The organism is Pseudomonas sp. 5C2 (assembly GCF_034314155.1).
In the GTDB taxonomy this organism is placed as follows: domain Bacteria; phylum Pseudomonadota; class Gammaproteobacteria; order Pseudomonadales; family Pseudomonadaceae; genus Aquipseudomonas.
Window position 1 is genome coordinate 77,064 of sequence record NZ_JAVIWH010000003.1, and the last position, 14,293, is coordinate 91,356.

The window sequence follows — 14,293 nt, forward strand, 5'->3', positions numbered from 1 at the left end:
TTATGCCTTGCACATTACTTGACGGCGGAGCGCACCACGCTCAACTCAGGCGTCACCACGCGACGCTGACTCAAATACCGCGTGCAACTGACCCGCAGGAACGAGGCAAAATTAACCACCTCACCGCGATAATCCATGACCTCTTCATACAGTTTGCCAATCAGCTGATTGGTGGTCATGCCATCGAGCTGAGCGATCTCGGCGAGGATGTCCCAGAACTGATTTTCCAGGCGCAGCGTCGTCACCACACCGCAAATGCGCAGCGACCGTGAGCGCGACTCGTAGAGAATCGGATCAGCTTTGACATACAGCTCGCACATACGCCCTCCTTACAAAATAATTTCGGTTCCGAGCAGTTTCAGGAAGCCGTTCAACCAGCTCGGATGCGCAGGCCAGGCTGGCGCGGTGACCAGATTGCCTTGGGTGTGCGCAGCGGTTACCGCGATGTCGATGAACTCGCCACCGGCCAGACGCACTTCCGGCGCGCACGCAGGATAAGCACTGCATTGACGGTCTTTGAGGATACCCGCTGCGGCGAGCAGTTGCGCGCCATGGCAGACCGCCGCGATGGGTTTATCGGCCTTGTCGAACGCGCGCACCCACTCCAGCACGGTTTCATTCAAACGCAGGTACTCCGGCGCGCGACCACCAGGCACCAGCAGCGCGTCATAGTCCTCAACCTTGACCTGATCAAAATCGAAGTTGAGGGCAAAGTTGTGCCCGGGTTTTTCGCTGTAGGTTTGATCGCCTTCAAAATCGTGAATCGCCGTACGCACGGATTGGCCATTGGTTTTGCCCGGACAGACCGCGTGGACGGTGTGCCCGACCATCTGCAGCGCCTGGAACGGCACCATCACTTCATAGTCTTCGACGTAATCGCCAACCAGCATGAGAATTTTTTTAGCGGCCATTTGAAGCTCTCCTTGAATGTAGGGCTTGGGCAATAAGCGTAGTCAAGCTACGGCCGATAGGGGCAAGACAGGTAATAGGCAACTACTACGACGGTGAAAAGCTGCGGGAAGGATCAGTCTCGTCGGTCGAGGACGTTGACGACCAGGCGGTCAATCCAGCCCCAGGCACGCTGCTTGACCCGACGCCAGAATGGCCGAGCCTCCCAGGCTTCGAGACTGACCGGTGAGCTGAGCGCAAAGTCGTTTTCGAAGCTGGCAGCGACCGCAAGCGTCAGGCCGGGATCAAGGGCTTCGAGATTCGCTTCCAGGTTGAAGCGCAGGTTCCAGTGATCGAAGTTGCACGAGCCGATACTGACCCAGTCGTCGATCAAGACCATCTTCAAATGCATAAAGCACGGCTGGTATTCAAATATCTGCACGCCCGCCTTGAGCAGTCGCGGGTAATAGCGATGGCCTGCATAACGCACCGACGGATGATCGGTACGTGGACCGGTCAGCAGCAGGCGTACATCGATACCCCGCATAGCGGCTCTACGCAGGGAACGACGGACTTTCCAGGTCGGGAGAAAGTACGGGGTTGCCAGCCAGATTCGGCGCTTTCCACTATTTATCGCACGCACCAACGATTGCAAAATGTCGCGGTGCTGGCGGGCGTCGGCGTAGGCCACGCGGCCCAACCCCTGACTGGCGACCGGCACCGTGGGCAAGTGCGGCAACCCGAAACGAAGCGTCGGCCGCCATGCGAAAGGGCGATGATTAGCGTGAAATTGCCGGTCGAACAGCACTTGCCAGTCAGCAACCATCGGCCCCGTGATTTCCACCATCACTTCATGCCATTGGCTGGTGTTCTGCTCCGGCAACCAGAACTCATCGGTCACGCCCGTCCCCCCCACCACCGCCAGACGTTTGTCCACCAACAGCAACTTGCGGTGATCGCGGTAGAGGTTACGAAAACCACGGTGCCAACGCACAGGGTTGTAAAAGCGCAGAACGACGCCTGCTTCGATCAAGCGATTGCGCAGGTTCAAGGTGAATGCCTGAGCGCCATAGTCGTCGAACAAGCAGCGCACAATGACCCCGCGTGACGCCGCGTGGACCAGCGCTTGAACCACTGCATCGGCACAGGCTCCGGCTTCGACCAGATAAAGTTCCAGTTCAATCTGATGTTGCGCCTGTTCTATAGCCTCGATCATGCGCGGGAAAAACGCAGGACCGTCGACCAGCAAACTGAATTTATTGCTGCTGCGCCAGGCAAAGATCGCTCGACTCATGTCAGCGCGCCGTGAAAATCAGCACGGCACCCACCGGTACCGACAAACTGATTGCCGACAACCCGGCGACCTTACGTAAAGCGCTCAGGCCAGGCACCAAATCGAAATCCTCGGCATGCACCACTAAAGGCTCCAGGGTGACCACTTGGAATCGTCGATCATCAAGCCGGGTGGCGAGCAGTTCGGCACTGTAGCGGTGGGAGGCGCCGTGCAGGGTGACGGTCAGTGGCAGGCGCAGTTCCAGTTGAGCACCGGGCGCCAGGTCGTTGATCGGCCGCAAGTCGAGTTGCGCGGCAATCTGCGCCGAAGGAAACTGTTTAACCTCAAACAACTGATCACGCATGCGTTCGTCGCGCAGGGGAATACCACTGCTGACGGAGTCGAGCTCGACCTGAAGTTCGGCCATGCCTTTCAGGTCGACCTTACCGTGCAAGACGAGAAAGCGATGCACTTCAGACGTGTCAGCATTTTTGGTGGAAATAAACGACAGTCGCGATGACTCGTTATCCAGATACCAACTGGCGTGGGCCGGCAAAGCCAGGACTCCAAGCAGGGCCTGCACGCCAAGGAGGGCCAGGCGGGTCATCGTGTGCATGCAAGCTCCAGGTGCGCATTTGGCGCCAACCTTAACCGGCTGTCAGAGAGCTGGCAAATGCTGTGCAAACGCCAGCGGGCAACGCCTCAGCGGGTCATAGATCCAGCTGACAGCCCTGACGCGGGTTCTGCCATGCCGCGCTGCTGCTACGGCCAAAGCCAGTGGCGGTCACGCGTTTATTCTCGACGTCATCGACCAGACTACTGGGCACGTATTGCTTCACGTACGCCGCGCAATAGTCAGCAGGGTTGCCCGTCACGTATCGGCACGAACAATACTCCTTGGCCGTATAGGCACTGATGATGCTCGGGAAAACCCGCAATGCAACACGGTTCTGCCAAGCCAACACGGCTACCATCAGGGCCACCAGCAACAGCAGGCTGCTGAATGGGCGGCGCAGGACAAACCAGCGGTGACTGTTCACTGCTCACCCTCCCCGGCAAACGCAGCCAGTGCCCGCTTGAGCAATTGATCGTCGTCGTAACGCGCATCACGGTCATCGGCGTAACGCACGATCACCAGATTGGCGCTGGGCACCACATACAAGGCCTGCCCCCAATGCCCGAGCGCGGCGAAGGCATCCGGCGGTGCATCGGGCCAAGGCCTTATTGAGGTGTCGGCATCGGGCAGGCGATTCAACCACCACTGTCCGCCCGGCACTTCATTATCTGACGCAGATTGATTGTGAGCGAATGGCGTCAGGCTGAAGTCGACCCAGGCCTTAGGCAGTAACTGCTTGTCCTGCCAGCGACCGCCACGCTGCATCAGCAGGCCGATACGCGCCAGATCCCGCGCGCTCATGTAGGCATAAGACGAGCTGACGAAGATGCCGCTCCCATCGGTTTCCCACACCGCGCTGCGAATGCCCAGCGGCTCGAACAGCGCAGTCCAGGGATAGTCCGGGTAGGCCTTGTCACCGACCATGCCTTTCAAGGCTGCAGACAATACGTTGCTGTCACCGCTGGAATAACGGTAGACGGCTCCCGGCGCGCAGGCCACGCCATGCCCAGCGGTGAATCGGGCCATATCGCGGTGCCCTCGGGTATAAAGCATCGCTACCACTGAGGAGTTGAGCGGCGCGTACTCATAGTCTTCCTGCCAATCCAGACCCGAGGCCCAATGCAGCAAATCCTGCACACGGATGTCCGGGTGGGCCTTGAACGGTGGGTAGAATGTGCTCACTGAATCGCCCAGCTGGAAACGCCCTTCACCAAACGCGACACCAAGCACGCTGGCCATCACGCTTTTGCTGACTGACCAAGTCAAATGCGCCGTGTTGGCCGTGGTCGCTGCCGCATAGCGCTCGTAAACCAGTTGTCCGTCGCGGATCACCAACAGCGCATCGGTGCGGATGCCTTTGCGGGTCGCGTCATCACGTGCTGGGAAGGCGTAATCCTCCAACGCTAGCACCGCCGGGCTCCGTGCCGCAGGGGCGCTTGACCATTGTTCGCCGGGCCAGTTTTGCGCCAACGCCGAACAGGCGCACAAGCCCAATGCCACGGACTGGCACAAACGCAAAAAAAGCCGAAGATTCATGGAGTAATCTCTTGCGAAGTCTCTATAACCCTAGCAGCGATTCGTGACAAGCCTGAGAGGACCGCTCCGATTCTGTCAGGCCGCGATGACCCTCCGGCGGTCCTGTCATACAAGCATCACCAAAGCTTAATGGTGGTGACATCGGCTCTCCCTAGCCTAACTCCGTACCACACAGTCGACCGGCCGCAAACCCATGGCTGGCTTACGGAGACGACCCATGACCCAGATCGCCCGCAGTCGTGACACAGGTGCCGAACGTCGCCTTCAGGCTGAACGCCTAATTGGACCACAGGCACTGCATGAAGCCCAGTCCTTACGCTTCAGCGTGTTCAGCGGCGAGTTCAACGCCAAACTCAAAGGCGCCGAACTTGGCCTGGACAGGGATGACTACGATGTGCACTGTGCGCACATCGGCGTACGCGACCTCACCACGGGCCGTCTGGTGGCGACTACCCGTTTGCTCGACCATAAAGCCGCCAACACCTTGGGACGTTTTTACAGCGAAGAGGAATTCAGCCTGCACGGCCTCGGCCATCTGCAAGGCCCGATTCTGGAGCTGGGGCGTACCTGCGTTGATCCGGCGTACCGCAACGGCGGCACCATCGCGGTGTTGTGGAGTGAGCTGGCGGAAATCCTCAATGAAGGCAGCTACAGCTACCTGATGGGCTGTGCCAGCATTCCGATGCAAGATGGTGGCATCCAGGCCCACGCGATCATGCAGCGCTTGCGCGAACGCTACCTGAGCACTGAACATCTGCGTGCCGAGCCGAAAAATCCGCTGCCAGTCTTCGACCTGCCCAAGAACGTCATCTGTGAAATGCCGCCACTGCTCAAAGCCTATATGCGGTTAGGGGCAAAAATCTGCGGCGAGCCATGCTGGGATGAAGACTTCCAGGTGGCCGACGTTTTCATTCTGCTCAAACGCGACGAGCTGTGCCCCCGTTACGCCCGCCACTTCAAGGCGGCCGTGTGATGAGCCGGGTACGCGGCTATGCCCGTGTTGCGCGGGTGCTGTGGGTGATTGCTCTGGGGCTGACCATTGCCGGCGCGTTCGGTGTGCTTGAACGCTTGCGCATCGGCAACTCCATGGCGCGTCGGCAACGCTGGGCCAGTTGGTTCATGACCCACTTGAGTGGCGCCCTGCCCTTTCGCGTAACCGTCAGCGGCGAGCTGCCGCGTGAGCCGATGCTGTGGGTCAGCAATCATGTGTCGTGGACCGATATCCCTTTGCTGGGGATGCTCGCCCCTCTGTCGTTTCTGTCCAAAGCTGAAGTGCGGACCTGGCCGGTGGCCGGCTGGCTGGCGTTGAAAGCGGGCACCTTGTTTATCCGTCGCGGTTCGGGCGATAGCCGATTGATCCAGCGACAAATGACCCGGCACTTGCAAGAAAATGATGCGCTGATGATTTTCCCCGAGGGCACCACCACCGACGGCCGCAGCCTGCGCACCTTCCATGGTCGCCTGCTGTCCAGCGCAATCGATGCAGGCGTGCCGTTGCAGCCGGTTGCCATTCGTTATCTGCGTGACGGCAAGCCTGACCCTATAGCGCCGTTCATCGGCGACGACGACCTGCTCTCACACCTGCGCCGTTTGTTCGCCAACGAGCAGGGTGATGTGCATATCCAGTTACTCCCTCCGATCGCCAGCCAACATCAAGAACGCGCTGCTTTGGCGTTTCAGGCTCAGCAAGCCGTGCACCTGGCCCTGTTTGGCGAGGTCGCTCAGCCAAGGGCTGAGCGCTCGGCCAAAGCAGCCTGAGCAAAATCCTGCAACAGCGGGTAAAACTCTGCGAAATCCGCACTCAATGGCTGATACAGCGCCTGCAATTCATGCATGGCGCCGGCCAATCCTTGCGGTCGCGACAGGCGTCGGGAAATCCCGCTCAGCACCTGCTCCAGCACCTCGAACTCCCGATAAGAGCCCAGCCAGTCCTGGGCCGCCATGCGCGGCGCGATCAGGGCCAGACGCTCCGGTAACGCCGGTTCGGCGGCCAGCACCCGATAAACCCTGGCGGTGAATGCATCCAGCGGTTGTTCGGCATACACCGCCCAGTCCCGCGCCAGGCAATGATCGAAAAACACATCCAGGACGATGCCGGCAAAACGCCGTCGCTCCAGCGGGAAGCGGGCGATGGACTGCTTGATCAGCGGGTGCGTATCGGTGAACGAATCAATGCTGCGATGCAGCTGGATCGCCGCTTCGAGTTCGGGGGTAAAACGTCCCGGCAGCGGTCCTTTGACGAAATCGCCGTACAGACTGCCGAGCAATTGCGCCGAGCGCTGACCGCCCAAGTGGAGGTGTGCGAGATAATTCATGAGCCCAGCGTACGCCTATTCCGCACCGAGGCCTATATCGATATAACCCGATATAGCGTTTTATGAGATGCTTAGCACCCATTCATATTTGTATATCGCGAAATATAGATATAAAGTTCGCTGATTCGCGATATACCGCTATACACGGATTTGAGAACGACATGTCTATCGACCTCGACGAAATAATAAAAGCGCTGGCCCACCCTGTTCGCCGCGAAATACTCGCGTGGCTCAAAGACCCTCACGCCTGCTTTCCCAATCAGGATCACTCGCTGGACAACGGCGTTTGCGCCGGACAGATCGACCAACGTGCCGGCCTCTCCCAGTCCACCGTTTCTGCGCACTTGGCGGTCCTGCAACGTGCCGGTCTGATCACCAACAAAAAGGTCGGCCAATGGCACTTTTTCAAACGCAACGAAGACGCCATCCAGGCGTTCCTGCAAGAAATGAACAAGCAGCTCTGATTTCTTCCCACTTTTCAGGAGACGCTTCGTGCCTCTTTCGCTACTGATGCTGGCCTTGAGCGCCTTCGCTATTGGCACCACGGAATTCGTGATCATGGGGCTGCTGCCCGATGTCGCGGCTGACCTCGGTGTCTCGATCCCTGGCGCTGGCTGGCTAGTGACCGGTTACGCCCTGGGCGTGGCTATCGGCGCGCCGTTCATGGCCCTGGTCACCGCCAGACTGCCCCGTAAGGCCGCACTGGTTTCGCTGATGGTGATTTTCATCATCGGCAACCTGCTCTGCGCCCTCGCCAGCGACTACAACCTGCTGATGTTCGCCCGGATTGTCACCGCCCTGTGTCACGGTGCATTTTTCGGTATCGGCTCGGTCGTTGCGGCCAACCTGGTCGCGCCCAATCGTCGCGCTTCGGCCGTCGCCATGATGTTCACCGGTTTGACCCTCGCCAACGTCCTGGGCGTGCCACTGGGCACCGCGCTGGGGCAGTTGGCGGGCTGGCGTTCGACCTTCTGGGCGGTGACGCTGCTCGGCGTGATCTCGTTGATCGGTTTGATCCGCTTCCTGCCGGCCAAACATGACGAGGAAAAACTCGACATGCGTGCCGAACTGGCCGCCCTGACTGGCGCCGGAATCTGGCTATCACTGAGCATGACCGTGTTGTTCGCCGCGTCCGTGTTCACCCTGTTCACCTACATCGCCCCATTGCTCGGCGACGTCACCGGGGTATCACCCAGCGGCGTGACCTGGACCCTGCTGCTGATCGGCCTGGGTTTGACCCTGGGCAATGTGATTGGCGGCAAGCTGGCCGACCGCAATATGTCGCTGACCCTGATCGGCGTGTTCATCGTCATGGCGGTGGTCTCCACCGTGCTGACCTGGACCAGCACCGCGCTCATTCCAACTGAAATAACCCTGTTCCTCTGGGCCACCGCCAGCTTCGCAGCCGTGCCCGCCCTGCAAGTGAACGTGATGACCTTCGGCAAGGCCGCGCCCAACCTGATTTCGACCCTGAACATCGGCGCCTTCAACATCGGCAACGCCCTGGGCGCCTGGGCGGGTGGGAGCGTAATCGCACACGGCTTCGGCTTGACCCGCGTGCCTGTGGCCGCTGCAGCGCTGGCGGTGCTCGCACTGCTGGTGACCCTGCTTACTTTTCGCCAGAGCGTTAACCCCGATCTGGCACCTGCTACCGACTGATCCTTAGAGGGTTCTACACCATGACCACTATTTTTGACCCGATTACACTGGGCGATCTGAAATTGCCGAACCGCATCATCATGGCGCCGCTGACCCGCTGCCGCGCCGATGAAGGTCGCGTCCCCAATGCACTGATGGCTGAGTATTACGTTCAGCGCGCCTCGGCGGGCCTGATCATCAGCGAAGCGACCTCGGTCACGCCAATGGGCGTCGGCTACCCTGACACGCCCGGTATTTGGTCCAACGACCAGGTACGGGGCTGGAGCAACATTACCAAAGCCGTGCACGCTGCAGGCGGCCGTATCGTTTTGCAACTGTGGCACGTTGGCCGGATTTCCCATCCGTCGTACCTCAACGGTGAAACCCCGGTCGCTCCGAGCGCGATTGCCCCTGCGGGCCACGTCAGCCTGGTTCGTCCACTGTCTGACTACCCGGTACCGCGCGCCCTGGAAACCGCTGAAATCGCCGAGATCGTCGATGCTTACCGCGTAGGAGCGGAACACGCCAAGGCCGCCGGTTTCGACGGTGTCGAAGTCCACGGTGCCAACGGTTACCTGCTCGATCAGTTCCTGCAAAGCAGCACCAACCACCGCACCGACGAATACGGCGGCTCGCTGGAAAATCGTGCACGCCTGATGCTGGAAGTGACCGATGCGGTGATCGAAGTCTGGGGCGCGGGCCGTGTCGGCATGCACCTGGCGCCACGTGCCGACTCCCATGACATGGGCGACGAGAACCTGTCCGAAACCTTCACCTACGTAGCCCGTGAACTGGGCAAGCGTGGGATCGCGTTTATCTGCTCCCGTGAAAAAGAAGCTGGCGACAGCCTTGGCCCACAGCTGAAAAAAGCCTTCGGCGGCCAGTACATCGCCAACGAACGCTTCACCAAAGACAGCGCCAACGCCTGGCTGGCCAGTGGCAAGGCCGATGCAATTGCGTTCGGCGTGCCGTTCATCGCCAACCCTGATCTGCCGGAGCGTCTGCAACAAGATGCACCGCTAAACCCCGCACATCTGGAAACTTTCTACAGTAAGGGCCCGGTCGGTTATATCGATTACCCACGAATGTAAGACGTTCACGCCACACTAAAAAAGCCCCGATTCTTAGAGCCGGGGCTTTTTATCTAATGACCACACAAACAACTAGCGCCCATTACAAACAGCGCCAGAGCAGTCAATATGTATTCCCGCGCGCCCTACGCACGCTTGCCGACGGGTTTACCGTCTGCGTCGGTTACCGTGCCATCTTCATATTCAAAAGTGCCGTCAACATGACGCATCACTTTGTCTGCCGAGTAATACCACCTTCCATCCGGGTACTTGATATCACCGGCAGGGTCTTTGATTGACCCATCCGGATACTCGGTCGTCCCGTCTGCGTATTGTTTACTTCCATCTGGATGAGTCACTGTCTTGTTAGCGTCATCGATTACTTTCCCATCGGGAAGTGTAACGGTCGACGTTTCGTTATTGACCACGGTTCCATCGGCCAGCTTAACGATGGGAGCGGGCTGGCCAGTGGACAAATCCTTGATGGTGGAAGCGATCGAAAAGGCGTTAGCGGCTATATCAAAGGAAGTGCTAACGCTTTCCAGGATACTGCGGGGCGCCGGTTTTTCCGGAAGCTCTCGGGCTGGCAAGCCCGCCTGATCGACTTGAGGCTTGGCGGGTGGAGCTTTTGGCTTGTCCAGGGAAATCGATGGTTTGGCTGGAGGGCCTTTTGGCTTGTCCAGAGTCAGCGGTGGCTTGGTTGAAGGGCCCTTGGGCTTATCTTTGGACGTCGACGTTTTGTCCCCGGACGTATCTTTTTTTATCGGCTTTTTAAACTTATCACCAGGCGGTCTGGCAGGGGACGCAATCAAAGCTTCCGCATGAGGAACATCAGTCCCAAGGCCAGAGCCAATACTATCGAGTGGTGCATTCATCACATTTTCCTTTTACCCGGCCCGCAACAAATAGCCTGACCGGGTGTTAATTATTTATCGCAAGGTTATTTATTTAACGGGTATGCAGCACTTCAATAACCCGCTTCGACCCAGAACAACTCAGTCGCTAAAGACACCTTACAAAATAACTAACAAAAGACAAGCCTCTCCACGGCTCATTATCAAGAAACATCAATAAACAGAAAAGCCCCACACGCAACCGAGCTAATTCCAATCACTGTAAATACTTAGGGCCACGCTGCGCACCGGTTTTATCGATACACCAATGCGTGCGCGCCTTTATGTGCTCACTGCTGACTAACGGGCGTTAATCTGCTGTTGCAGATTCTGAATCTGGCTTTGCAAGGTACTGATGTTGCGCGTGACTTGCCCACGGAACGCATCAAACTCAGCGGTACTGCCACCTTGAGCCGCAGCAGCCGGACGATTGTCCTGCTCGCTCTTGAGCACCAATACCTCTTGCTCAAGACGGTCGATGGCCACACTTGGATTGCCCTGCTTTTTCAGCGCGGCCACATCAGCGCTCAGGCTTTTCATCTGGGCATCAAGCTGGGCTTGAATGGACTGCGTGGACTTCACGTCGGGCTGGGCACCTTTCAATGCCGCCAGTTCGCTACCCAGGCTTTTCACTTGCTCTTCTAGCTGAGCATTGGCGGTCTGCAACTGGGCAGTCTGCGCAGACATCTGCTCCAGACGCTTGCCCAAGCCACTTTGTTGGCCGACGACGCCCTCTTGCTGTTTGTCCTGATCGTTCAGTTTGCTTTCCAGCTTCTGAATTTGCAGTTTCAACGCCTCACTGCCATTGCTGGCGACCGACTGGGTTGCCACCACTTTCCCGGAGATATCCTGTAACCGCCCTGCTGCTTCCTCGCTGATGCGAGCAAAGCTTTCCTGAGTCGCAACCAGTTGCTGCTCCATCAACGAAACCTGCTGAAAACTCCACCAGGCCAGCCCAGCGAAGGCAATGAACAATGCGCCGACCAACGCCCAGATAGGCCCGGTGTTGGCGCGGTTGACCTTTACCACTGGCGTGCTGCGCGAATACACCGTCGTGCGCTCACGAGCAGCGGCGGTCGGTGCAAAATCGTCATCGTCGTCTTTGGCACTGAGGTTCGGCACATCATGGAAGTCATCGTGCGGGTCGTTACGCATGGTTAAACCTTTTGGAAGCTGCTGGAAACTGAAAAGGATTGCAGTATAACCACTGACCCGCCGACCAAGAGGTCCTGCTTCAAATCGACTGTTGCGCTTTCCACCAGCCACAAAACTCGTCCAGTGCCGTCCACAGGCTGACCCGTGGCTGATAGTCCAGATAATGCTGGGCCCGGCTGATGTCTAACGTGAAATCCTTGCTCATCATCTGCACGCCCAGCCGCGACAACGTCGGTTCCGGGCGCCCGGGCCACAACAGGCAAGCCCCCTCGTTCAAGGCGGCGGCGCTGTAAGCCAGCGCATAGGAGCGGTAGCGGGTGACTTGCGGCAGTTCCATCTGACGCATCACATAGTTCACCACATCCCACAGTGGAACCGGCATGCCGTTGCTGATGTTGTAGGCCTTGCCCAAGGCGGAACCGGCCGCCAGCAGACTGCTGAGCAGTGCGTCATTGAGGTTCTGGATGCTGGTGAAGTCGACCTTGTTCAGGCCATTGCCGACAATCGATAGGCGTTTTTTGCGCTGCATGTTCAACAGCCGCGGGAAGATGCTGTTGTCGCCTGCGCCCGTGACAAAACGCGGGCGCAAGGCGATGACTTCCAGCCCGAACTCTTCGGCACCGAAAACCTTTTGCTCTGCCAGGTATTTGGTCGCCGCATAATGATTGATGAAGCGCGTGGGCACCTGTTCTTCCTTGATCCCCAGATGCGAATGACCGTCGAAGTAAATCGACGGCGACGACAGATGCACCAACCGCCGCACCTGCTGCTTGAGGCAGCCTTCGACGATGTTTTCCGTCACTTGCACGTTGCCTTGCTGAAAGTCCTGACGTCGACCCCAAACCCCCACGGCTCCGGCGCAATGCACCACAGCTTCGACGTCATGGCATAGCCGCTGTACCAGTTCGGGATCGGACAAATCACCCTGAATGAATTCCGCACCACGGCGCACCAGATGCTCGACGCCCTCGGCACGACGGCCGTTGACCCGCACGGTAAAGCCCTGCTCTAACGCGAAACGCGCAAAGCGTCCGCCGATGAAGCCGCTTGCGCCGGTGACCAGAATCTTCATTTACCGCTCCGTTAACTGTGTGTGTGTGTGTGTGTGTTCATTACGTGTGTTGTTTATTGCGTGGCTCGAAGCAAGTGACGCTCACGAAATGTTAAGCGGCACTAGCCATTGACCTGCCCGGTGGGTCAGATGCTCCGTCAACTGCGTCAGCAACTGACCGCCATTGCGCCAATAATGCCAATACAACGGGACATCGATGGGGTGATCAGCCAACAGTTCCACCAACAGGCCGCGCTGCATCTGATCACGCACCTGCTCCTGCGGCACCAGCCCCCAACCGAGCCCCGCTTCGGCCATGCGCAGAAACCCTTCGGACGACGGACACAAATGATGCTCGAAGCCACCCTCCACGCCCAGCGATGCCAGGTAACGGTGCTGAAGAAAGTCATCGGGACCAAACACCAGCGCCGGTGAGCGCGCCAATTGCACGGCGGCAACACCCTGCGGAAAGTGCCGGGTGATAAAACCGGGACTGGCCACGGCACGATAGCGCATGGCACCCAGTAACACGCTGCGCGCGCCTGCCACCGGGCGCTCGGTGCCGCACACACAAGCGGCCACTTCACCGGCACGCATCCGTTTGAGGCCCACGTCCTGGTCCTCGACCACCAGGTCCAGCAATAGATGCTGCTCGGCGCAAAAATCCCCGACTGCGGCTGCCCACCATGTCGCCAGACTGTCGGCGTTAAGCGCGATGCGCAGGCGTTCGGGCATGCCTTCTTCGTCCAGTGCTGGCACCTGGCTTTGCAGGTCTCGTTCAAGCAGACGCACCTGCTGCACATGGTTGAGCAAGCGTCGGCCAATCTCTGTCGGGCTCGGCGGGGTGGCACGGATCAACACGGGCTGACCGACCCGCGCCTCAAGCAATTTGATCCGTTGCGATACCGCTGATTGGGACAGGCCCAGGACCTGAGCGCCACGCTCGAAACCCGCCTGCTCGACGACAGCCGCCAAAGCGGAGAGCAATTTATAGTCGAACATCATTTTCTCTAATGAGTGATGAGCATTATTTGTTTTTCTTATACAGCCAAGCACCCCACACTCGCCACACAAACTGCATCAACCAAGGAATTACGTCTCCATTTTTGACGCCGATGGCCGCGCAAACATGAGTAGCTTTACAGAGGAATGACGGATATGTGGCAAAGTTATCTCAATGGCCTGTTGGTGGCCGCTGGGCTGATCATGGCGATCGGCACGCAAAACGCGTTCGTCCTCGCACAAAGCCTGCGCCGCGAACATCACCTGCCCGTGGCGGCACTGTGCGTCGTATGTGATGCCCTGCTGGTGGCCGCCGGGGTTTTCGGGCTGGCGAATGTGCTGGCACAAAATCCACTGTTATTGTCGATTGCCCGCTGGGGCGGGGCCGGATTTCTGCTGTGGTACGGCAGCCTGGCGCTGCGTCGCGCGTGCTCCCGGCAAAGCCTGCAACTCAATGAAAAACCCGGGCTGCGCTCACGGCGTGCAGTGCTGCTCAGTGCTTTGGCGGTAACGCTGCTCAACCCCCACGTGTATCTGGACACCGTGCTGTTGATCGGTTCGCTTGGCGCGCAGCAAAGTGTGCCCGGCGCTTATGTGGTCGGTGCCGCCAGTGCCTCATTGTTGTGGTTCACCACGCTGGCCGTGGGTGCGGCGTGGCTCTCCCCTTGGCTCGCGCGGCCAGCGACCTGGCGCATGCTGGATCTACTGGTGGCGGTGATGATGTTCAGTGTGGCGGCGCAATTGATTCGAGCGAGCTGAGTCCGGAGTGTTCGGGGCAACGCATAAACCCCGTGGATCGGCCCCCCATTTGCGGTTGTTATCAGGTCTCGTTGGCTGATCAATATTTATCATCAGG

The 14,293-nt window shown here is 58.8% G+C and carries 17 protein-coding genes; 6 read left to right on the forward strand and 11 right to left on the reverse strand.

The features are described from left to right. Positions 1-14: 14 nt before the first annotated feature. The 6 genes from RGU44_RS15045 to RGU44_RS15070 all read right to left on the reverse strand — a co-directional run bounded on the left by RGU44_RS15045 (position 15) and on the right by RGU44_RS15070 (position 4,313). Entirely contained in the window at positions 15-320 is a 306-nt protein-coding gene (locus RGU44_RS15045) for a ribbon-helix-helix domain-containing protein (protein ID WP_322181710.1), read from the reverse strand. A gap of 9 nt (positions 321-329) precedes the next feature. Beyond that, a complete protein-coding gene (locus RGU44_RS15050; RefSeq protein WP_322181712.1) occupies positions 330-911 on the reverse strand; it encodes a DJ-1/PfpI family protein in 582 nt (193 codons plus the stop codon). Between the two features lie 113 nt (positions 912-1,024). Then, on the reverse strand, positions 1,025-2,182 hold the full coding sequence (locus RGU44_RS15055) for a phosphatidylserine/phosphatidylglycerophosphate/cardiolipin synthase family protein (RefSeq protein WP_322217893.1): 1,158 nt from the start codon (positions 2,180-2,182) through the stop codon (positions 1,025-1,027). A gap of 1 nt (position 2,183) precedes the next feature. Then, positions 2,184-2,777, reverse strand: a complete 594-nt coding sequence (locus RGU44_RS15060; protein WP_322181716.1) for a YceI family protein — start codon at positions 2,775-2,777, stop codon at positions 2,184-2,186. Between the two features lie 94 nt (positions 2,778-2,871). Further along, positions 2,872-3,201 carry an amidase gene (locus tag RGU44_RS15065; RefSeq protein WP_322217894.1) on the reverse strand — a complete coding sequence of 110 codons (330 nt, stop codon included), beginning with the start codon at positions 3,199-3,201 and terminating at the stop codon, positions 2,872-2,874. Continuing rightward, complete coding sequence (locus RGU44_RS15070; protein ID WP_322217896.1) at positions 3,198-4,313, reverse strand: serine hydrolase; 1,116 nt, start codon at positions 4,311-4,313, stop codon at positions 3,198-3,200. The genes RGU44_RS15065 and RGU44_RS15070 overlap by 4 nt, the downstream gene beginning before the upstream one ends. Before the next feature lie 217 nt (positions 4,314-4,530). On the opposite strand from RGU44_RS15070, the gene olsB reads away from it, so the two are divergent. Together olsB and RGU44_RS15080 are read left to right on the forward strand one after the other, a co-directional pair. Continuing rightward, positions 4,531-5,286, forward strand: coding sequence for an L-ornithine N(alpha)-acyltransferase (olsB, locus tag RGU44_RS15075; RefSeq protein ID WP_322181722.1), 756 nt, complete (start codon positions 4,531-4,533; stop codon positions 5,284-5,286). Further along, the gene (locus RGU44_RS15080; RefSeq protein ID WP_322181725.1) at positions 5,286-6,071 is read left to right on the forward strand and encodes a lysophospholipid acyltransferase family protein; all 786 of its coding nucleotides are present in this window, start codon (positions 5,286-5,288) and stop codon (positions 6,069-6,071) included. Before olsB ends, RGU44_RS15080 begins: the two co-directional genes overlap by 1 nt. On the opposite strand, the gene RGU44_RS15085 is transcribed toward RGU44_RS15080, so the two are convergent. Then, positions 6,035-6,628, reverse strand: a complete 594-nt coding sequence (locus RGU44_RS15085) for an ACP phosphodiesterase (protein WP_322181727.1) — start codon at positions 6,626-6,628, stop codon at positions 6,035-6,037. The two genes, RGU44_RS15080 and RGU44_RS15085, sit on opposite strands and share 37 nt — an antisense overlap. Before the next feature lie 161 nt (positions 6,629-6,789). Between RGU44_RS15085 and RGU44_RS15090 the strand changes: the two genes are divergently transcribed. Genes RGU44_RS15090 through RGU44_RS15100 form a run of 3 tightly spaced genes read left to right on the forward strand, consistent with a single transcriptional unit; the run spans position 6,790 to position 9,357 of the window. After that, positions 6,790-7,092: a helix-turn-helix transcriptional regulator gene (locus tag RGU44_RS15090; protein ID WP_322181730.1), complete on the forward strand. Its 303-nt coding sequence runs from the start codon at positions 6,790-6,792 to the stop codon at positions 7,090-7,092. 28 nt (positions 7,093-7,120) lie between these two features. Beyond that, complete coding sequence (locus RGU44_RS15095; RefSeq protein ID WP_322217898.1) at positions 7,121-8,287, forward strand: MFS transporter; 1,167 nt, start codon at positions 7,121-7,123, stop codon at positions 8,285-8,287. A gap of 20 nt (positions 8,288-8,307) precedes the next feature. Continuing rightward, a complete protein-coding gene (locus RGU44_RS15100) occupies positions 8,308-9,357 on the forward strand; it encodes an alkene reductase (RefSeq protein ID WP_322217900.1) in 1,050 nt (349 codons plus the stop codon). Positions 9,358-9,482: 125 nt separating this feature from the next. Here RGU44_RS15100 and RGU44_RS15105 read toward each other — a convergent pair whose 3' ends face one another. The 4 genes from RGU44_RS15105 to RGU44_RS15120 form a co-directional block, all read right to left on the reverse strand. Beyond that, positions 9,483-10,211: a hypothetical protein gene (locus tag RGU44_RS15105; RefSeq protein WP_322217901.1), complete on the reverse strand. Its 729-nt coding sequence runs from the start codon at positions 10,209-10,211 to the stop codon at positions 9,483-9,485. Between the two features lie 318 nt (positions 10,212-10,529). Continuing rightward, the gene (locus RGU44_RS15110) at positions 10,530-11,384 is read right to left on the reverse strand and encodes an ATPase (protein ID WP_322181739.1); all 855 of its coding nucleotides are present in this window, start codon (positions 11,382-11,384) and stop codon (positions 10,530-10,532) included. Between the two features lie 79 nt (positions 11,385-11,463). Continuing rightward, complete coding sequence (locus RGU44_RS15115) at positions 11,464-12,456, reverse strand: NAD(P)-dependent oxidoreductase (protein WP_322217903.1); 993 nt, start codon at positions 12,454-12,456, stop codon at positions 11,464-11,466. 81 nt (positions 12,457-12,537) lie between these two features. After that, complete coding sequence (locus RGU44_RS15120; protein WP_322181743.1) at positions 12,538-13,437, reverse strand: LysR family transcriptional regulator ArgP; 900 nt, start codon at positions 13,435-13,437, stop codon at positions 12,538-12,540. A 156-nt stretch (positions 13,438-13,593) separates the two neighbouring features. Between RGU44_RS15120 and RGU44_RS15125 the strand changes: the two genes are divergently transcribed. Further along, positions 13,594-14,196: a LysE/ArgO family amino acid transporter gene (locus RGU44_RS15125; RefSeq protein ID WP_219062216.1), complete on the forward strand. Its 603-nt coding sequence runs from the start codon at positions 13,594-13,596 to the stop codon at positions 14,194-14,196. Positions 14,197-14,293: the final 97 nt, after the last annotated feature.